This is a genomic window from Halanaerobium saccharolyticum (genome assembly GCF_004362045.1).
Taxonomy (GTDB): Bacteria; Bacillota; Halanaerobiia; order Halanaerobiales; family Halanaerobiaceae; genus Halanaerobium; species Halanaerobium saccharolyticum_C.
The window spans coordinates 161339-179740 of record NZ_SNWX01000002.1 but is presented as its reverse complement, the minus strand read 5'-3'; the positions used below and the strand labels follow the sequence as shown (position 1 = coordinate 179740).

Sequence of the window (18402 nt, the reverse complement as noted above, 5' to 3'; positions counted from 1 at the left end):
TAAACCAGGTTTTTTGCTAATCAATAGTAAAAAGAACAAATATCTGACTGAATCAAAATTAACTATCAAATCTTCTGGCCTTAATCTCTGCTTCAACCAGCTCAATATCTTCTCTGCGGTCAACCCCGATTAACTTCGACTCTGTTTCCAGAACCTTTATCTGAAAACCATTCTCCAGGGCCCGCAGCTGTTCTAAAGACTCCGCCTTTTCTAAAGGAGTCTGCTCCATCCCGGCATACTGCAGCAGAAAGTCTTTACGGTAAACATAAAGTCCAATATGCTGATAATAATTCTGAGCCTCTGGTTCAGCACTTCGATAATAGGGAACTGGCGAGCGAGAAAAATATAAAGCATAGTCATTTTGATCAGTGATAACCTTAACCAGATCTGGATTTTTTGCTTCCTCAGCTGTAATTTTTCTTTTTAAAGTACTCATTTTAAGCTCAGCTTCTTTGGCAAAAGGTTTTAAAGCCCGGGCAATACTCTCTGCTTTAATTAGAGGTTCATCCCCCTGAATATTCACAATTAAATCAGCTTCAATTTCAGCAGCAGCCTCAGCAATTCTATCAGTTCCACTCTGATGCTGGGCTGAAGTCATAATTGCGCTGCCTCCAGCTTCTTCCACCCGACTTTTGATTCTCACATCATCTGTAGCTACATAAACCTCATCAATTAACTTACATTTTTCTGCTGCTTTCAGCACCCGCACAATCATTGGCTGACCCATAATTTCTGCCAGAGCTTTACCCGGAAAACGGCTGGAAGCATAGCGGGCAGGAATTACAGCAGCAGTTTTAAGTTTAGACATTCAAAATCCACCTCAAATCTTTATTTCGCTCTTTCATTTTTAATTCTGTCTTTAACAATCTCCAGCAATTCTTCCCTCTTCTCAATCGCCAGAGAAATCTTGAGATAATAAAAGGGCAGTTCTCCAATCATCTCTGCAAAATCAAATAATTTAACCGCATCCTTTTCTGTAGTCAAAATCAAATCAGCCTGGGAAGCAGAATACTGATCAAGCAGAGTCAATAAATCCTCTTTTTGATAATTATAATGATCTTTAAAGATTCTATAACTTACCAGTTTTGCTCCGGCAGTTTCTATACTTTTTTTGAAAGCTTCCGGACTTCCAATTCCGGAAAAAGCAAAAACCTTTTTCTCCTTTAAAAAGTCAAGAGATTCTTTTTCCTGTGAAGCAACAGAAACACAGTTATCTAATCTGGTTTCTGCCCTGAAAATACCTTTATTGAAAGGGTTGAGAGTATTTAGAGATTTTTTCAGCTCCTTAATTCGGCTTAAATCAACATTTTCACTCCTGTTTAAAAGAAAAAGATCGGCTCTTTTTAAAGCAGTAAAAGGTTCTCTTAACAAACCTGCTGGCAGCACTCGATTATTAGAAAAGGGTTCTTCGGCATCAATTAAGACTATATCTACATTCCGCTTTAATTGGTAATGCTGAAATCCATCATCCAGCAAAATTAGCTCTGCTCCACATTCTTCAGCAAGTTTTGTCCCCTGATATCTGTTAGCAGATCGGATAAAAATTAGCTGATCACTGCTGCGGGCCAGCATAAAAAGTTCATCTCCGGCCTCTGCGGCATTGGCATAGAGTTGATCATCATTCTTAATTAAAAATGGTTCTTCTACATCTCGCGAAGCCCCATAACCGCGGCTGATAATAGCTATCTTATATTCTGATTTTAATTCTTCAGCCAAAAAAGCTGTAAAAGGGGTTTTCCCAGTTCCCCCGGTAGTAATATTACCAATACTAATTACCGGTACCCCGGCTTCTTTTTTCTTTAAAATATTATTTTGATAGAGGACTGACCTAATTTTGGCCAGCTGGGAATATACAAGGGAAAGCAGAAATAAAATAAAGCGAATTACAGCTGCCACTTTTCCTTTTTTTGAACCACTTATTATTTTTTCTAAATACCTCTGCAGTTTATCCATATAATTAATACCACCATTACTTTTTGACTATTTCGGCTGCTCTTAAATTAACTGCTTCCATTTTCTCTTTTAATATTTTCTGTTTTGCTTCCATTTCCAGGTCAGCCTCAAAAGAAAAGGGCTCACCGAAAACCAGAGCAGTTTTACTAAAAGGAAGCGGCAGCAGATACTGATCCCAGCTGTTAAAATTCTTTTTCCAGCGGGCATCTACCCCCATTGGAACCAGCAGAGAATCGGCCTTCTCCTGAAGAAAAATAATGCCCGGTTTAACCTGATAGATTGGTCCGGTTGGGCCATCCGGAGTTAAGGCAGTACTGGCCCCTGTTTTTAACTTGCGATAGAGAGCCAGCAGTGAACGACTTGCGCCTCTGCTGCTGGAGCCGCGAACTGTTTTCCAGCCCAGTTTATGCAGAATCTCGGTCATATAACTACCATCCCGGCTTAAACTGGTCAGCGCATAAATTCCCAGGTCTCTTAAAAAATAGGCGGGAACCCAGCTTTTACCGTGCCAGCTGGAAAAAACCAGAGAATCCCCTGCTTCCAGGGCCTTCTTTACCGGCTCCCAACCTGCAACTTCCAGCCGATAACTCTGATTTGTTAATTTAATCAGGTTATAGGCAAAAGGAGGAATCATCTTATCTTTTAAAACTTTTTTTCCTGCTGACAATCGTCTCCCTCCTTCTTTATTTGAGCACTACTTATTATTTGTTTGAGCATTATTTATTAAGCATTGGGGTCTTCAATAAACTGACCCTGATACAGGGAAGCATATTTCCCCTGTTTTGCAAGCAGTTCCTGATGACTTCCCATTTCCATAATCTCACCCTGTTCTACGACCACAATCTTATCTGCATTTTTGATAGTAGAAAGTCGATGGGCAATAATAAAGGTTGTCCTATTTTCCATTAAATGTTCTAAGGCTTCCTGAACCAGAGCTTCAGACTCCGAGTCAAGCGAAGAAGTAGCCTCATCTAAAATCAAAATCCTTGGATTTTTAAGAATCGCTCTGGCAATAGAAATCCGCTGTTTCTGACCACCGGAGAGACCAACTCCTCTTTCTCCAACCATTGTATCATAGCCGTCAGGAAAATTCATAATAAACTCATGCGCATTGGCTGCCTGAGCTGCCTTCTGGATAGCTTCGTCATCAGCATCTAAGTCACCATAAGCTATATTATTTCTTAAAGTACCGCTGAATAAAATTGTCTCCTGGGGTACTATACCAATAAAATCACGCAGGCTGTCTATTTTTAAATCTTTGAGATCATGACCATCCAGCCGCATCCGTCCCTCGATCGGGTCAAAAAAGCGGGGGATCAAGTCAACCATTGTTGTTTTTCCGGCACCACTGTGACCAACAAGTGCCACAACCTCACCCGGTTTAGCAGTTAAGTTAATATCTTTCAGGACTACTTCATCTCTATTATAGGCAAAAGTAACATTATCATAAACAACCTCACCCTCTACCTCTTCTAATTCAATTTTGTTCTCATCATCTTCCCGCAGCTCACTTTCGGTGTCCATAATCTCAAAGACTCGCTCAGCAGAAGCAAATAAGTTCTGCAGTCTTTTGCTTAATTTGGTAAGTGACCTCAGTGGCTCACTGATAGTTAAAAGTAGAGTGAAAAAGGCAATCAGCTCAGAGGCTGTCATCCGGCCCTGCATTACCTCATAACCACCATACCAGAGAATAGCTGTAAAGGAAATAGCGGCCAGAAACTCGACCAGTGGAGTTAAAATCGCTCCATATTGAGTTTTTTTCATTTTGGCTCTAAAATTAGCCTGGTTTTCATTGCTAAAACGGTCAAACTCGTATTCTTCTCGGCCAAATGACTTAACAACCCTGACCGCCGAAAGTGTCTCCTGCAGTACATCTGAAACATCTGCAATCTTAATTTGTACCCTGCGGCTGACCTTCTTTAACTTATAATTAAATTTTGTTATTACATAGGTGATGAATGGTAAAATTATAATCAAAAAGATTGTAAGTCGATAGTTTAAATAAATTAGATAAATTATTCCTCCAATCAGAGTGAATACTTTATCTATGGTTCCTACAGTAGTATTAATTATCGAACTTTCCAACTGCTGCACATCATTGGTCACTCTTGATAAAATATCACCAGTTTTATTTTTACTGTAAAAACTCAGCGACAGATTGTGGAGATGAGAATAAAGGTCATCTCTGATATCTCTAATTGACTTCTGGGAAACATAAGAAACGAGATAGGTTTTCCCATAATAGGAAACCCCTTTGAGAAAATAAACTACAATCATCATTCCTGCAACCAGAGACAGCTGAACCATCCCTTCTCTGCCCATATTAATATCTGAGATAATTGTTTCCAGAAGTCCCTGAAAAACCCTGACGAAAAAAACTGTTAAAAAGGCATGAACCAGCATGGAGATTACTCCCCCTGCCAGCCTGCCTTTATATGGTAAAACATATTTAAATACTCTTTTTAATAACTCAATTTGGTTACTATCTTTTGCTGAGTCCATAGTAGTGAATCCCCATTCCTGAGATTTCGTGATCAACATCTAAACCAGGGATACCAAGTTTTCCATAAAGAGCTACTGCTAAATGAGGCTCCTTACTGACGATCCCAATTTTAATTCCTGCACCTGAGATTCCGGAAAGAGGTTTATCAAAGTCAATCATTGCTCTCTCCACACAGCGGGTTAAAATACGCTGATCCTGAACGGATTCGGTAATTACATCACCTTTGATTGCAGCTCCCAGACAGTTGCGTAAAACTTTATCTTTCAATTTAGAACCTTTACCTCCCGCTCTGGTAATTACTGCCTTATAGCCTTCATTTTTATAGGCATCAATAATCTTGCCGTCATATTCGTCATTAACCATAGAAAGCAGTACAGCCACCTTCCCGATTGACTGTCCACCATCAATTTCTGTAAAATCATCAATTGTAAAATCTGATAAATTCATCAAATCACCTCTTAGTCTTATTTTCTTACTTATGTCCTTTTAAAAAAGGCTTGAAAACGCCTAAACTTTACCTGCCACTATCTGCTATTCAACAAAACTAATTGATCTCCTCTTTTAGTTCTGGAAAAATAGCTTTGATAAATTCCTGATAACCTTCAATAATTCTGGGTGAAGGCCTGTTGACTAAATCCTGATTTACTAAATATAAACGGTCATTTTTAAAAGCAGAAATTTCTCTAAAAATTTCTCGCTGGCGGAGCTCAGCCAGAGTTAAACCATCTGGAGTACTATGTGCACTGCTGATATATACTTCCGGATCAGCAGCAATCAGACTCTCCAGACTGTAAGTTGGCCAGCTTCCCTCTGCTTCTCGCGCAATATTGTAGCCACCAGCAGCCTGAATCAAATTATCAATAAAAGTCCCTTGACCTGCTGTATATAAAGGATCTGACCAAATTTCGTAAAAAACTTTTTTTCGCTCCTTATTTTCCAGTTTCTGCTCAACTAACTTTTTAAGCCGCTTATATTCTGCCTGCATTTGTGAAGTTAATTCATTTCCCTGTCTGCTGGCAGAACTTAAATATGCAATATCTTCAATCATATCTATTGTATCATTAATTGAGGCAGGATTAAAACCAATATTTTTAATTCCTAATTCGGTTAACCTGTCCAGGCTCTCAACTTTAGTTATCGAGGCCGCAAGCACAAGGTCTGGCTCCAGAGCAACTATCTTTTCTAAATTGGGTTCATCGATTCTCCCCACATCTTCTTTAGCCAGTGCCTCTTCTGGATAATCACAGGCCGAACTTACTGCCAGCAGTTTATCCTCCAGCCCCAGAGCATAAATTGCTTCGGTTATTCCCGGGGCCAGAGAAATAATCCTTTCGACCTCTTTTTCAATTGTAATCTCTCTGCCCAGGTCATCAGTATACTTAATCGGAAAATTCTGAGCCAGTAAGGGAGTTGAAACCACAAAAACAAATAATACAAGCAAAAAAAATATTAACTTCTTACTTTTCATTAATATCTACCCACCTCTACTTGACTATCTCGTCTCTGGCTGGAATTGGAATTGGTGCAACTTTATGGCTGTTTCTGGAGGCCAGAGTTTCAATTTTTTCTTTAACCTCAGGTTCAGCCTCACCTGTCAGGATATATTGATCCAATTCCTGATAACTAAAGCCCATCTCTGATTCGTCTGTCTGTCCGTCCCAGAGACCGGCAGAAGGTTTTTTCTCAATAATCTCAGCTGGGATTTCAAGTACCTTTGCCAGTTCCTTAACCTCATGTTTGACCAGAGAACCCAGTGGTGCAAGATCTATTCCACCATCACCGTGTTTGGTAAAATAGCCAATCTTCAATTCACTTCGGTTGTCTGTTCCAACAACCAGGTAATTTTTGGCCTGAGCATAATAATACAGAGCTGTCATCCGCAGACGGGGTTTAATATTTGCTGCAGCCAGTTTTCCACCTTCAATTCCGCTTTCTTTTAAATTAGCTAAAAAATGGTCATAAATTTCACTTAAGTCATTTTCTACTACCTGCAGTCCAAATATATTAGCTACCTTTAGTGCATCTTCTCTATCCTGAGCACTGGAGTGACAGGGCATAATTACTGCCAGTACCTCCTCGCCAAATGCCAGCTGCAAAAGTCGAGCGGTAACAGAAGAGTCAATTCCTCCACTCAAGCCAACAACTGCACCCTTTAAGCCGGCCTCTTGAACCCTGTTCTGCAGCCAGCTAACTAAATTATCTTTAATTTTAGTATAATCATTTTCTGCAATAATATTTTTATCCATTATTCTTCCCTCCAGGGATATTCTCCGTTAATCATTTTCTTAAAATCACCTTCAATTGCTGTAATTCTCCAGACTCCCTCAACCTTTTCCACTACAAGTTGATCCACAATCTGATTACTGTATTGACTTTCCCGAGATCTATAGTTAAACTCATAGGTAGCTCTAAATCTATATTTATCATCTGAGACAGAAATTTCCTCAATTTTAAGCTTTTCCAGACTGTAGACCTTGTTAATTTCTTCCCCCTGCTCTAGACCACCACCATAGGCCTGCTGCATTTTTTCTATAACATGAGTTTCAGAAATCATCCTTTCCATCTCACCCAGGTCAAAGGTTACAGCTTCATTTGCCAGATTAATATTTTTGGTTGCAATTCCTTCATAAAAATAGTTGACAACTTCCCTCGCTGTGTGGTCAGGTGTAATAGTAGTCGGTGAACCCGAACTCAGACCCCAGATAAATCCTCCACCTATAATAGCAAAAAAGAGGATAACCTTCCAACTCTGTCGAAAAAACAGCTTAACATTTTCATTTCGCCTTTTCTTTTTAATTATTTTGCTGTCAATAATACTCTCCCGTTCTAAAAAAGAATCCAACTTAAAATCATTTTCGCCTGTGTTTTCTTTAAGCTCTCCCACAGCAAAATTCAAATCCGGACGTTCTGACTGCTCTTTAGCCAGCATTTTCATGATCAGCCCATTTAAACTGTCACTTAACTCCGGAACTAAAGCTTTAATGTTCAGAATTTTTTCGTTCTGGATTTTGTTTAAAACTTTTGCATTATCCTGATCACTAAAAATCGTTTCTCCACTCAGGAAATAATAAAAAACCGCTGCAGTGTTAAAAATATATGATTTAAGCTGCCATTCCTCTCCTGCAATTACCTCAGGCGGCATAAAATATTCTGCTGCCGGAATTTCCAGCTCAAACTCCTTATAATTTCTCTTGCTGCGCAGCATTTCTTCGGGCATCAAATAAACATTTTGCTGATCATCGATCCAGAAGTTGGCTGCATTGATACCGACTGGAAAGAGTTTGCTTATCAGTTCAACATCTTTCAGCAGCTCCAATGTTTCTTTAAATTCTTTGATGATTTTTTGAGAATTAGCTGAATTTTTATTTAAATACTCTGCCAGCGGCTGTAAATTTTCACTACCCCGATAGAGCAGATAATATTCCCCATTTTCTCTAATAACATCCTGATAAGAAATTATCTTGGCAGGGAGTTCTGCTGGTAAATTTTCTATTGCTTTTCTTACTCTTTTTACAATATCAAGCTGGACCCGCGAACGGGGTACAATATCTTTGAACAACTTTTCTTTATGCAGTTTTTTCTCTTCCGATTTTTGACTACTCATAGTAATTCCTCCGGCCTTAATTAAATTAGAATAAGCAAAGTTATCCACCCAAAATTACTCCGGGTGGATAAACTTCTCTACTTATTATAATTATAACAAATAATTATTAAAAATAGATGAAAACAAACTGCCATCCATTCAAAATAATTTCTTTACAACTAATTATCTATTTCAATTAGAGAATCAAATCATCTTTATGATCGACAGCATTCTCAAATTCTTCCTTTTTCTCCTGATAACCATCACGGCCAAAAATTCCATAGGTATAATTTTTACCGAGTTCAACTCCAGGCTGATTAAAGGTATTAATATTTAGTAATTCACCGGTCACAGCTGTCTGGAATTCAAAGAAGTAGAATAACTGTCCTAAAGTAAATTCATTAACTTCCGGTACCTTAACAGTCTGGTTCATTCTCTCTCTCTTATTTAGAGCAAGTTCTGTCGCCCACTTTTCGGTATTAATTAACTCTGCGAAGCTGTGTCCTCCTAAATAGCCAAGGCCATTTAAATCCTCATAAGCTGCAGGAATCTCAAGCTCTTCCGCAAAATTTTCTACTTCAAGGAAGGTAATAATTTTATCAAATGGTCCTTCCATATAAAGCTGGGCCTGTGAATGCTGATCAGTGGCACCTAAAGCTTTAATTGGAGTTGGACCTACATTTACCGTATTACCCTGCAGATCAACTTCCTTACCTAAAGATTCTGCCCATAACTGTCTGTACCAGTCCGCTACATCACGCAGGCGGTCAGAATAAGGCATCATGACAGACATAACCTTACCTTTTTCGTAGGCCAGATACTGAATTAATCCATTAACTAAAGCTGGATTTTCCCAGAAATCACTTTTGCGGCAGATCTGATCCATATAAGCTGCTCCTTCAAGCAGTTGATCAATATCTACTCCTGTCATTGCAGCTGAAAGAAGACCTACCGGTGTTAAAACAGAGAATCTTCCTCCTACATTATCCGGAATAAAGAATTTCTTCATTCCTTCACGCTTAGCAATTTCAATTAAATATCCAGAATCTTTACTTGTGGTAGCAATAAAATGCTCACCGACATTTTCTTCTCCTACAGCATCGGCCACAAATTTACGGGCCACCAGAAACTGACTCATTGTCTCAGGTGTACTTCCCGATTTAGAAATTACATTAAAAAGAGTCTTTTCGGGATCTAGTTTATCCAGCAGAGCTTTAACTCCTTCTGGATCAACATTATCACTGACAAAAAGACGTGGATATCCATTCCGTTCTTCTTCAAATAAATTATAGTGGGGGTGATTGATTGCAGTCTGAACTGCAATATTACCCAGTGCAGAACCTCCAATTCCCAGAACCACAAAATTATCAAATTTGTCCTTTAACTCTTCAGCAGTCTGCTTCAGTTCTTCCACAACTTCCTTCTGCTTGTATGGAAGTTCCATAAAACCCATCTTTCCTTCAGCTTCTGCCTCAAGAATATTCTGATGTGCCTTCATTGCTTTATCCTTTGCTTCCTCTAATTCTTCTACTGTCATTCCATGTTCCTGGCCAATCATTTCCGCAAAAACATTATTAATGTCCAGTTTTAGTCTCAATTCATCTTCTGACTTAACTTTTTTCTCTGCAGACATCGTAATTCCTCCTTATATTCTTATATTGCAGCTTAGATTAATAATACTATCACAAGTATATATTTTTCAGCACAATTTTGCAAGATTTTTTGTCTGCACCTACCGTTTACCGACCCAATTTTTTCCAATCATTTTTTATAAAATCTTTCTAAAAATAAAATTCCCCACCGATTAAAGTGGGGATTGAATTTATCTAATTATTTGCATTAGAATTTGAAGATTTTCCTGAAGAGCTGCCATTACCCTTATCTTTTGTTTTTGAGTTATTGGAATTGCCCTTACCATTATTTCCGTTGTTTTGAGCTTGATCTGCTGCATTATCGGGTTTTCCATTTTCTAAAGCATTTTCGGAAGCCGAATTCCCCTTTCCAGCGTTTGCAATTTTTCTCTGCTCTCTTTCTTCTTCTCTGGCTTCTTTTCTATATTCGGCTGCCAGCTGTTTTAATTCAGAAGTTTCGATTTCTCCGTTTTCTTCAATAATAGCAGCAAGCTCCTCAGCAAAAGCATCTGTTTTTTCCCCAGATAGATCTTCACGGCTCAACTTGCGCAGCTCCAGAGCGGTCTGGAAAGCCAACTGGCCTGAGTTTTCCTGATTCTGATAACTATTTATCAATGCTAAAGTCTTTTCTTCATCATAACCATTTGCTACACTTTCTTCCAGGTTATTTAAAATCACAAAGCTCTGCCCTAAACCAATTTCTTCAGATAATACTTTATCAACAACTGAAGTTATGCTCTCCATACTTAAATTTTCCTCATATGAGCTTAAATTTCTCTCTAAAGTTATTTTTTCAACAGTCGAAAGCAGGTCATTTTCTTCTAAAGCGCTCAGAAATTCTTCTACAGTTTGATAATCTGCTGCTAAAATTCCTTCTAATTCTTCAGAAATTTGCTCAGTTCCCTCTTCAACCACTGTTTCCTGTTCTTCTTCTACTGCTGTTTCTTCATCCTGAGCCAAAGTCAAGACCGGCATAAAGGCAAAAAACATTACTGTTATGATCAATAAGATACTTAATTTTTTCTTCATTTTTTGTTACCCCCTATTTGCTATTCTAACTCCAATTATAATACACTTCTGGTGTTTAAACAAGCTCTTAAGGGGTCATCCCGATAATAATATCGTATTTTTTAAATATAATTTACAAAATTGTTAGCTGTTTTACTTTTTTTCTGCTGTTTTAAACATATGATAAATATAAAGATACCCCACAAGGGTATAATCAAGGAGGGAAATAATGTACACACTTTACTACATTGCAGGTATTGCAGTCTTGATTTCATTTTTCGCAGATCGCGAAAAAACTATTAAAGGCTTAAAGATTGGCTGGAAGAAATTTTCTAAAATTTTGGGAACTTATCTTAAGTTGTTGATTATTTTATCATTTATTTTATTAATTTCGGATCAGTTTATCATTAACTATCTTGGAGGACAGGCTCCCTTTGTCGGCCTTATCATGGGGCTTATCATCGGGTCCATAACTATGATGCCCGGTTTTATTGCCTATCCACTGGCCGGAATTTTAGTTTCCAGGGGAGTTAATTACATGGTTGTTGCTGCCTTTATTACAACTTTAATGCTTGTTGGAGTTGCAACTTATCCAGTTGAAAAAGAATATTTCGGAATTAAAGCAACTATCTGGCGTAATATTGCTGGCTTTATCATTTCGGCCTTAATCGCTGTTGTTACAGGAGTCTTATACGGAGAGGTGTTAGTCTAATGGCTAAAAACAAAAAGAAGACAAATAAGTGGAATTATATTATATTTACAGTTTTTGTAGCCTTTATAATCGGATCTTATTTTTTGAATTTTGATCTCGGATCTAGAATCGGTTCTAACTTTATGATTTTTGCCCGGGATATGATTTCGATTTTACCACCCGCTTTTATACTGATCGGTTTATTTGATGTCTGGGTCAGCAGAAAAAGTATTGAAAAAAACTTTGGCCATACTTCTGGCTTCAAAAAATATATTTATGCTATTTTACTGGCAGCCACTACTGTGGGGGGAACCTTTGTTGCCTTCCCGGTAGCAAATACACTCTATCATAAAGGAGCTAATTATTCTTCCATTTTTACCTATGTTACCGCTGCCTCACTGGTCATGATCCCGATGAGCATTATGGAAGCTTCAATACTTGGAGTTAAGTTTACTGCAATCAGAATCGGGGTTTCGCTTCCACTTGTCATTATCAGCTCTATTTTGCTCGGAAATTTCTTCACCAGAATAGATTATAAAATACCGAAAGCGGAATAGCGTGCAGCTGCCGTTTGCGAGTCCATTTTTTTAAATAAAATATTAAAGCAGCAGTCCGGGGAATTTAACTAGCCTCAAGACTGCTGCTTTTATTATTTATGCAATTTTAATTATTCCCAATAATTTACAAGTACCCGGTACAAAAATTTTACTCCAGATAGGTGTTCCAGAAAAATGGCTGCCAGCCTGATTTGAAGTTTTTAAGTTCTGTTCTCCTGATATGAAGACGGCTGTAATCTAAAATGTTGAAATAGGGAACAGAATCCCAGAGTTCAGCCTGCATTCTTTCTACAATTTTGTATCTCTGCTCATAATCAACCTCTCTCAGCATTTCTGCAAAGATCTGATCCATCTGCCGGGAATCTTTACTGTCCCAGTTGGTAATCCATTTATTAGTACCTGTCCAGCCCTGATGAATCTGAGGATCGGGAACTACTTTAATGAATGGAGAAAGGTGCATATGCCATCCATCAGGCTTCGATCTTTTTTCTACCACAGTCGGACGATCAAACAGCTGCAGCTCAACCTCAATACCAATCTTCTCTAACTGATCCTGAATTGCAATTGCTCCCTGTCTTTCCATCTGATTATCCTGACCACTTAAAATAACAAGCGGCTGACCATTGTAACCTGCCTGCTCAAGCAGTTGTTTTGCCTTTTCTGGATCGTAAACTCCGTAAATACCTTCGCCTGCATCAGGAACATGCCAGGGATTTCCTTCTTCGTGCAGAGCAGATTCCAGACGCCAGAACTGAGTATCACCAATCATTGCATATCCCAATTCCTCAAAATCAAGTGCATAGGCAATCGCACGGCGAGCATATTTATTGTCAAAAGGTGCTTCTGAACTATTAAAAATCAACATTGACATCCGGTCCGGATAAATAATTTCATTTTTTATATTCTCATTTCTCTTAAAGATCTGATACTGTTCTCGTGGAACCTCTTCTGCAAATTGGAACTGTCCTGTTCGAACTCCAGAAACTCTAACCTGAGCATCAGGAATAAAGTTGAACACTATTTTATCTAAATATGGAATTCGCTCACCCGCAAAAAATGAGCTTTCCCGTGAACTGGGTGTATAATCTTCAAAGCGGGTTAAGACAAGTTTTTGATCTGGTACCCATTCTTCATATTTGTAAGGTCCAGTACCAACATGACGCTCAATAATATCAGTCCCAAATTCTTTTACCACCTCTTCTGCTCTCACCACAAATTTTTGATTGGATACAGGTGAGGCCAGAATATTCAAAAATGGAGCATATGGATCTTTAAATGTAAATCTAATATTATATTGATCAATTTTTTCTACCTGATCAAAGTGGGGAGCAACCAGCTTACCCCCATTATTAATCTCCAGCCATCTTCTAAAGGAAGCAATGACATCATCTGCATTCATAGTCTGTCCATTATGCATCATTACATTTTCTCTTAACTTAACTTCATAAACCAGGCCACCCTCACTTACCTGATAGCTTTTAGCCAGGTAGGGATGCACCTTTAAATTTTTATCAAATTCAAAAAGTCCCTCATAGACATGATTCATCATAGCTGTAATCATTGAATCAGTAGAATTGTCACTGTCAAGGTGAGCTACCGACATCTGCAGAGCAGCATTGAGAGTCCCACCATAACGTTCTTCTTCCTGAGCCAGCACACTGCCACTTAATAATAGTGAAAACATTAATACCAACAAAACAACTGAAGTAATTTTTATTTCTTTTCTCATTTTTCCACCTCTTTAATTTTTGATTGTATTTTTTAAATGCGGATCCAACAGATCACGCAGTCCATCTCCCAATAAATTTAAAGACAGAACTGCAAGGATGATCATAATTCCTGGAGCTAAAATCATCCAGGGTGCAACTACCATATATGATCTGGCATCTGTTACCATGGCTCCTAAACTTGGAGTGGGCGGCATAATACCGACCCCCAAAAAGCTGAGTGCCGCCTCATCCAAAATAGCTAAAGCAAAATTAAAAGTAGCCTGAACCATGATTGGAGATGCCGAATTTTTTAGAATATGCTTTAAAATGATTCTTGAATCTCTAGCTCCTGCTGCCCGGGCAGATTCTACATAGTCCAGGTCCTTAATCGAAATTACTGAACTGCGGACAATTCTTGCCATCCTGGGAAAATAGGCAAACGACAAAGCCAGAATGATATTAAATTTACCAGCCCCCCAAATAGCAGCCAGAGAAATTGCAATAATTATGCCAGGAAAAGCCATCATTGCATCCAGAAATCGCATAACTACTTTATCAATTCGGGGATAAAATCCAGCTGCAATCCCAACAATTCCACCAGTAATCATAGTTAATATTACAACTGCCAGACCAACCTGCATTGAAGCCCGAATACCATACAAAATCCTGGTGAAAACATCACGTCCAAATTGATCTGTCCCCAGAAGATGTTTCCTGGAAGGTGGCTGAAGTCTGTCCCGGGGATGGTTTCTGACAGGACTATAGTCTGTAATTACCGGAGCAAAAAGACTTAAAAAAATTAAAATAATTAAAATGATTATCGATGTGGTAATATATGGGTGCTTATATTTGTTATATTTTTTTAGAAAAAGCAATTTTTATTACCCCTTAATTATAACGAATTTTTGGGTTTAAAAAGGCATAACTTAAATCTACAAATAAATTTAAGATTACATAAATTACCGCTACAAAAATAATTGAAGCCTGAATTATAGGTATATCGCGGCGCATAATTGCATTAATTGCCATAAAACCTGTCCCTGGAATTACAAAAATAGTTTCTACAATCCAGGTTCCACCCAGCAGCACTGCAAAGTTGTGACCAATTACTGTAATCACCGGCATCATAGAATTTTTAAGTGCGTGTTTAAAAACTATACTTTTAGTTGATAACCCTTTACTTTTTGCAGTCCGAATATAATCCTGTTTAAGTGTGTCCAGCATTGCACTTCTGGTCATTCTCGCTATCAAACCAGCCTGCATAAACGCAAGGGTTACAGCCGGTAAAATTATATAGCGAAAGGTTCCCAATCCAGCTTCTGCAAAAGATTCATAACCGCTAACAGGAAACCAACCCAGCCTTACTGAAAAAAGATACATCAAAATTAAAGCCAGCCAGAAACTGGGGACAGAGATTCCAAAAAGTGAAATAGTTATTGAAAATTGATCTAAAAATTTTCTGTGTTTAGCTGCTGCCAGGATTCCCAGGAGCATACCTCCAGTGATTCCTAAAATTTCAGCCAGAACAGCAATTAAAAAAGTCGGCTGAATCCGCTGAAGTAGCACTTCTGAAACTGGAGCATGCAGATAAAATGACTCCCCAAAGTTTCCTCTCATTATATTAGACAGCCATTTAAAAAACCTTACAATTAGCGGCTGATCCAGACCAAGACTCTGTTCCAACCTGGCAACTTCTGACTCGGTGGCCATATTACCCAGAATAACCCTAACTGGATCACCAGGCATTAAATTAGTTATAAAAAAGGCAATTACAGCTACAATAAATATTATTGGAATCAAGAGCAGTAACCTTTTTATTATATAATTTCGCATTTTTTCACTTCCTGATTATAAATCTCATTTTATCTTTTAACTTATATTATCACAACAGACTTTTTATATCAATTAAGTAAATTTACAAATTATAAATTTAGCACTACTTACTCCTACCGTGTACCACCCGATTTATGTCGACTTTTGTCAATAAAGTCCTTAAATTAATTAAAACCACCGGATTAACGGTGGTTTTCGACAATCATTGACATAAATCAAGTGGTGCTCGGCATGTAGATTAGCTGGAAAAAGCTTTTGCTATTTTTGCACCAACTACCGCATTATTTCTAACCAGGGCAATATTGGTTACTAAACTCTGACCATCTGTAATTTCTTTAATTCTATCCAGTAAAAAAGGAGTCAATTCCTTACCACTAATTTCCTGATCTTCAGCTTCTGCTAAAGCCTGTTCAATTTTTTCATTGATTACTGAGTATTCAATCTCATCTGCTTCTGGAACTGGATTAGCAATTAAAACTCCACCGTCTAATCCGAGTTCCCACTTTGCTTTTAAGACATCTGCTGCCTGTTCCGGGCTATCCAATTTGTAATCACAATCAAATCCGCTGTGACGGCTGTAAAATGCCGGCAGTTCTTTAGTTTGATAGCCAAGAACTGGCACTCCAAAGGTTTCCAATTTCTCCAGGGTTAAACCAAGATCAAGTATTGATTTAGCTCCTGCTGCAATTACAGCAACGGAAGTTTTTTTCAATTCCTCTAAGTCAGCAGAAATATCAAAGCTCTCTTCAGCACCCCGATGTACACCTCCGACCCCACCGGTCACAAAAATCTTAATTCCAGCCAGTTCGGCCGCAATCATTGTTCCAGCAACTGTAGTTGCACCATGTTTTTTTTCGGCCAATACTACCGGTAGATCCCGACGGCTGACCTTTACAATTTCGTCCGACTCTCCTAAAAATTCTACCTCTTCTTTGGTTAAACCAATTTTAATTTTACCATCTATAATTCCAATTGTTGCGGGAAGCGCACCATTGGCTCTAATAATCTCTTCAATTTCTAAAGCTGTTTCTATATTCTGCGGATAAGGCATTCCATGAGCAATAATTGTTGACTCCAGGGCCACAACAGGTCTACCTGCTTTAAGTGCCTCTCTTACTTCACCTTTGATTTCTAAATAGTTTTCTAAACTTTTCATTATATTACCTCCATTTTTTTAATTGACATTATCTGTAGCTTATTTTAACTCTGCCAGGTCAGGATTACAGGTCAATTCGGATTTCACCGTCAGGGCAGAGGCTTTAATTCCCAGTTCTATAGCTTCGGCCACAGCAAATTTATTCATTAGTCCTGCTGCCAGGCCTGCTGTAAGTGCATCTCCCGCACCAGTTGTTTCGACAATTTCTTCACTGTCAATTTCTACTGCCTTAAAATGCTTTAATGTAACATTACCCTCCTGATGGCTGAGATGATAGGCACCATCTTTACCAGTACTAATCACAAGCTCCGGTAGATATTCATTCTTTTCGTAATAATTCTTAATCCGGTCAATTCTATCAGTTAGCTTTAGTTTTTGAGCTTTCTCAGTTTCTTCAATTTTAACAATATTCATTGCTACTTCGATTTCATCCAGATTCCCTCTTAGATAATCAAGAGATTCTAACCTATCTTTTAATTTAAGCGCCTTTTCGACTGAAACCGCATCAGCAATTTTTATCATCTTTTTTTCTGAACACAGCTCAACTAAAAAATCAATAGTACTCTGCTCTAAATTTGTATCAAAAATTATCATAGCCGAAGTTTCAATAATTTTTCTCTTTTCCTGCAGATAATTACGGTCAATTTCCTTTAAAATCCGCATATCATTTACAGCTCCGATTAAATCTCCATTTTGATCAAGATGAGCAAGATAAACTCCTGTCTTATAATCCTGAGCTGAGGTGATTTTGAAGTGTGAAATATCAACCCCAACATCTTTTGTTTCGTCTTTTAATTTTTGCCCAAAGTGATCACTGCTGATTGTGGTCAGGAGAACCACGTCCTGTCCCAAGAGTGCCAGATCTTCTGCAATATTTCGCCCAACTCCACCAGAACTTTCTTCTATCCAGCCCGGACTGGAGCTTCCCCTGATATAATTGGGGCTGTAACCTTTGATATCAAGATTGGCCCCCCCAATAACAACTACCTTTTTTTCGGGAGCAGTTATATATCCCCGGCCCAGAAGATAGCCTTTACTGCTCAAATGATGAATATAGGTGCCTACAGCCGATTCGGAAATAGCAAGCTGATCTGCTATCTCTTCTCTGCTGACTGTGGCATCTTTTTTGATTAGCCCCAGAACTTCCTTTTCCCTTTCAGTTAAGTTTTCTATTGCCAGCACCTCCATTTTTAAATATTTATTTACTTATCTAAATTTTAGTTTAGGTTAATTATAACAGATCAGCTCTGCTTTGTAAATCTTTTTTTAAAATTTTCTTTAGAAATAGAAAAAACCGCCCACTGGGGGCGGTGATTAAGTACTTAAATTTTATTTTGCTTTTACTCTACAACTTCAATTGATTTGGAACCTTCCCAGTGATCATGTAAATTACAGAATGCATATACATTTAAATCACAGGATTCCTCTAGCTTAAGAGTTAAGGTAGCTTCCGCCTTCATTTCAGGTGTAAAGTCAACTCTTGCAAGACTTGCATAATCAGCATAAAGATCAAAATACTGAATATAGTGATCTGGTCCCATTGGATGAGTAATTTCCTTACCAAAAGTAACTGTTACTTCAAAATATTCGCCTTTTTGAACTTTATCAGGACATTGAATATAAGGAACATGTTTTTTCTCTAAGGCTGTCTTGTCTTCACCAGTGTTTTCCAACTTTTTAAGATCATAGTAACCCATTAAAAATTCCTCCTTATAGTTTTGATGATTATTTAATTAAACAAATCAACTTTCTCAACTGAAAGTGATTTAAGAAACCCA

Annotated in this window: 18 protein-coding genes; 2 read left to right on the top strand and 16 right to left on the bottom strand. The window is 38.1% G+C overall.

Annotated elements, in window-relative coordinates:
• Window positions 1–58: 58 nt before the first annotated feature.
• The 10 genes from kdsB to DFR79_RS02205 all read right to left on the bottom strand — a co-directional run bounded on the left by kdsB (window position 59) and on the right by DFR79_RS02205 (window position 10699).
• Complete coding sequence (gene kdsB, locus DFR79_RS02250; protein ID WP_133513878.1) at window positions 59–808, bottom strand: 3-deoxy-manno-octulosonate cytidylyltransferase; 750 nt, start codon at window positions 806–808, stop codon at window positions 59–61.
• 20 nt (window positions 809–828) lie between these two features.
• Window positions 829–1953 (bottom strand): tetraacyldisaccharide 4'-kinase, encoded by a 1125-nt coding sequence (gene lpxK / locus DFR79_RS02245; RefSeq protein ID WP_133513877.1) that lies wholly within the window; start codon window positions 1951–1953, stop codon window positions 829–831.
• A 16-nt stretch (window positions 1954–1969) separates the two neighbouring features.
• Window positions 1970–2620, bottom strand: a complete 651-nt coding sequence (locus DFR79_RS02240) for a lysophospholipid acyltransferase family protein (RefSeq protein WP_133513876.1) — start codon at window positions 2618–2620, stop codon at window positions 1970–1972.
• 56 nt (window positions 2621–2676) lie between these two features.
• A complete protein-coding gene (locus tag DFR79_RS02235; protein WP_133513875.1) occupies window positions 2677–4455 on the bottom strand; it encodes an ABC transporter ATP-binding protein in 1779 nt (592 codons plus the stop codon).
• Complete coding sequence (locus DFR79_RS02230) at window positions 4436–4903, bottom strand: HutP family protein (protein WP_111571150.1); 468 nt, start codon at window positions 4901–4903, stop codon at window positions 4436–4438. Before DFR79_RS02230 ends, DFR79_RS02235 begins: the two co-directional genes overlap by 20 nt.
• Before the next feature lie 97 nt (window positions 4904–5000).
• Window positions 5001–5924, bottom strand: a complete 924-nt coding sequence (locus tag DFR79_RS02225; RefSeq protein ID WP_133513874.1) for an ABC transporter substrate-binding protein — start codon at window positions 5922–5924, stop codon at window positions 5001–5003.
• A 16-nt stretch (window positions 5925–5940) separates the two neighbouring features.
• Window positions 5941–6702: an NAD(+) synthase gene (gene nadE / locus DFR79_RS02220; protein WP_133513873.1), complete on the bottom strand. Its 762-nt coding sequence runs from the start codon at window positions 6700–6702 to the stop codon at window positions 5941–5943.
• Window positions 6702–8060: a protein kinase domain-containing protein gene (locus DFR79_RS02215; protein WP_133513872.1), complete on the bottom strand. Its 1359-nt coding sequence runs from the start codon at window positions 8058–8060 to the stop codon at window positions 6702–6704. Before DFR79_RS02215 ends, nadE begins: the two co-directional genes overlap by 1 nt.
• Before the next feature lie 175 nt (window positions 8061–8235).
• Complete coding sequence (locus DFR79_RS02210) at window positions 8236–9672, bottom strand: glucose-6-phosphate isomerase (protein WP_133513871.1); 1437 nt, start codon at window positions 9670–9672, stop codon at window positions 8236–8238.
• Window positions 9673–9865: 193 nt separating this feature from the next.
• The gene (locus DFR79_RS02205; RefSeq protein WP_133513870.1) at window positions 9866–10699 is read right to left on the bottom strand and encodes a hypothetical protein; all 834 of its coding nucleotides are present in this window, start codon (window positions 10697–10699) and stop codon (window positions 9866–9868) included.
• A 208-nt stretch (window positions 10700–10907) separates the two neighbouring features.
• Between DFR79_RS02205 and DFR79_RS02200 the strand changes: the two genes are divergently transcribed.
• Together DFR79_RS02200 and DFR79_RS02195 are read left to right on the top strand one after the other, a co-directional pair.
• On the top strand, window positions 10908–11390 hold the full coding sequence (locus tag DFR79_RS02200; RefSeq protein ID WP_133513869.1) for a hypothetical protein: 483 nt from the start codon (window positions 10908–10910) through the stop codon (window positions 11388–11390).
• Window positions 11390–11926, top strand: coding sequence for a permease (locus DFR79_RS02195; protein WP_133513868.1), 537 nt, complete (start codon window positions 11390–11392; stop codon window positions 11924–11926). The genes DFR79_RS02200 and DFR79_RS02195 overlap by 1 nt, the downstream gene beginning before the upstream one ends.
• Before the next feature lie 148 nt (window positions 11927–12074).
• Here DFR79_RS02195 and DFR79_RS02190 read toward each other — a convergent pair whose 3' ends face one another.
• From DFR79_RS02190 to DFR79_RS02165, 6 genes are all read right to left on the bottom strand, one after another.
• Window positions 12075–13655 carry an ABC transporter substrate-binding protein gene (locus DFR79_RS02190; protein ID WP_133513867.1) on the bottom strand — a complete coding sequence of 527 codons (1581 nt, stop codon included), beginning with the start codon at window positions 13653–13655 and terminating at the stop codon, window positions 12075–12077.
• Between the two features lie 12 nt (window positions 13656–13667).
• Window positions 13668–14510, bottom strand: a complete 843-nt coding sequence (locus DFR79_RS02185) for an ABC transporter permease (RefSeq protein WP_133513866.1) — start codon at window positions 14508–14510, stop codon at window positions 13668–13670.
• Window positions 14511–14523: 13 nt separating this feature from the next.
• The gene (locus DFR79_RS02180; protein WP_133513865.1) at window positions 14524–15468 is read right to left on the bottom strand and encodes an ABC transporter permease; all 945 of its coding nucleotides are present in this window, start codon (window positions 15466–15468) and stop codon (window positions 14524–14526) included.
• Window positions 15469–15706: 238 nt separating this feature from the next.
• Window positions 15707–16624, bottom strand: coding sequence for a pseudouridine-5'-phosphate glycosidase (locus tag DFR79_RS02175; protein ID WP_133513864.1), 918 nt, complete (start codon window positions 16622–16624; stop codon window positions 15707–15709).
• 39 nt (window positions 16625–16663) lie between these two features.
• Window positions 16664–17812, bottom strand: a complete 1149-nt coding sequence (locus DFR79_RS02170) for a PfkB family carbohydrate kinase (protein ID WP_133513863.1) — start codon at window positions 17810–17812, stop codon at window positions 16664–16666.
• Window positions 17813–17964: 152 nt separating this feature from the next.
• Window positions 17965–18321 (bottom strand): desulfoferrodoxin family protein, encoded by a 357-nt coding sequence (locus DFR79_RS02165; protein WP_133513862.1) that lies wholly within the window; start codon window positions 18319–18321, stop codon window positions 17965–17967.
• Between the last annotated feature and the right edge of the window lie 81 nt (window positions 18322–18402).

Excerpts from the sequence above, each read along its gene's own strand:
- DFR79_RS02235 (WP_133513875.1), bottom strand. The coding sequence starts at position 4,455 with ATGGACTCAGCAAAAGATAGTAACCAAATTGAGTTATTAAAAAGAGTA.
- DFR79_RS02180 (WP_133513865.1), bottom strand. The coding sequence starts at position 15,468 with ATGCGAAATTATATAATAAAAAGGTTACTGCTCTTGATTCCAATAATA.
- DFR79_RS02195 (WP_133513868.1), top strand. The coding sequence starts at position 11,390 with ATGGCTAAAAACAAAAAGAAGACAAATAAGTGGAATTATATTATATTT.
- DFR79_RS02165 (WP_133513862.1), bottom strand. The coding sequence starts at position 18,321 with ATGGGTTACTATGATCTTAAAAAGTTGGAAAACACTGGTGAAGACAAG.
- DFR79_RS02225 (WP_133513874.1), bottom strand. The coding sequence starts at position 5,924 with ATGAAAAGTAAGAAGTTAATATTTTTTTTGCTTGTATTATTTGTTTTT.
- lpxK (WP_133513877.1), bottom strand. The coding sequence starts at position 1,953 with ATGGATAAACTGCAGAGGTATTTAGAAAAAATAATAAGTGGTTCAAAA.
- DFR79_RS02210 (WP_133513871.1), bottom strand. The coding sequence starts at position 9,672 with ATGTCTGCAGAGAAAAAAGTTAAGTCAGAAGATGAATTGAGACTAAAA.
- DFR79_RS02215 (WP_133513872.1), bottom strand. The coding sequence starts at position 8,060 with ATGAGTAGTCAAAAATCGGAAGAGAAAAAACTGCATAAAGAAAAGTTG.
- DFR79_RS02205 (WP_133513870.1), bottom strand. The coding sequence starts at position 10,699 with ATGAAGAAAAAATTAAGTATCTTATTGATCATAACAGTAATGTTTTTT.
- DFR79_RS02190 (WP_133513867.1), bottom strand. The coding sequence starts at position 13,655 with ATGAGAAAAGAAATAAAAATTACTTCAGTTGTTTTGTTGGTATTAATG.
- DFR79_RS02175 (WP_133513864.1), bottom strand. The coding sequence starts at position 16,624 with ATGAAAAGTTTAGAAAACTATTTAGAAATCAAAGGTGAAGTAAGAGAG.
- DFR79_RS02230 (WP_111571150.1), bottom strand. The coding sequence starts at position 4,903 with ATGAATTTATCAGATTTTACAATTGATGATTTTACAGAAATTGATGGT.
- nadE (WP_133513873.1), bottom strand. The coding sequence starts at position 6,702 with ATGGATAAAAATATTATTGCAGAAAATGATTATACTAAAATTAAAGAT.
- DFR79_RS02200 (WP_133513869.1), top strand. The coding sequence starts at position 10,908 with ATGTACACACTTTACTACATTGCAGGTATTGCAGTCTTGATTTCATTT.
- DFR79_RS02170 (WP_133513863.1), bottom strand. The coding sequence starts at position 17,812 with ATGGAGGTGCTGGCAATAGAAAACTTAACTGAAAGGGAAAAGGAAGTT.
- kdsB (WP_133513878.1), bottom strand. The coding sequence starts at position 808 with ATGTCTAAACTTAAAACTGCTGCTGTAATTCCTGCCCGCTATGCTTCC.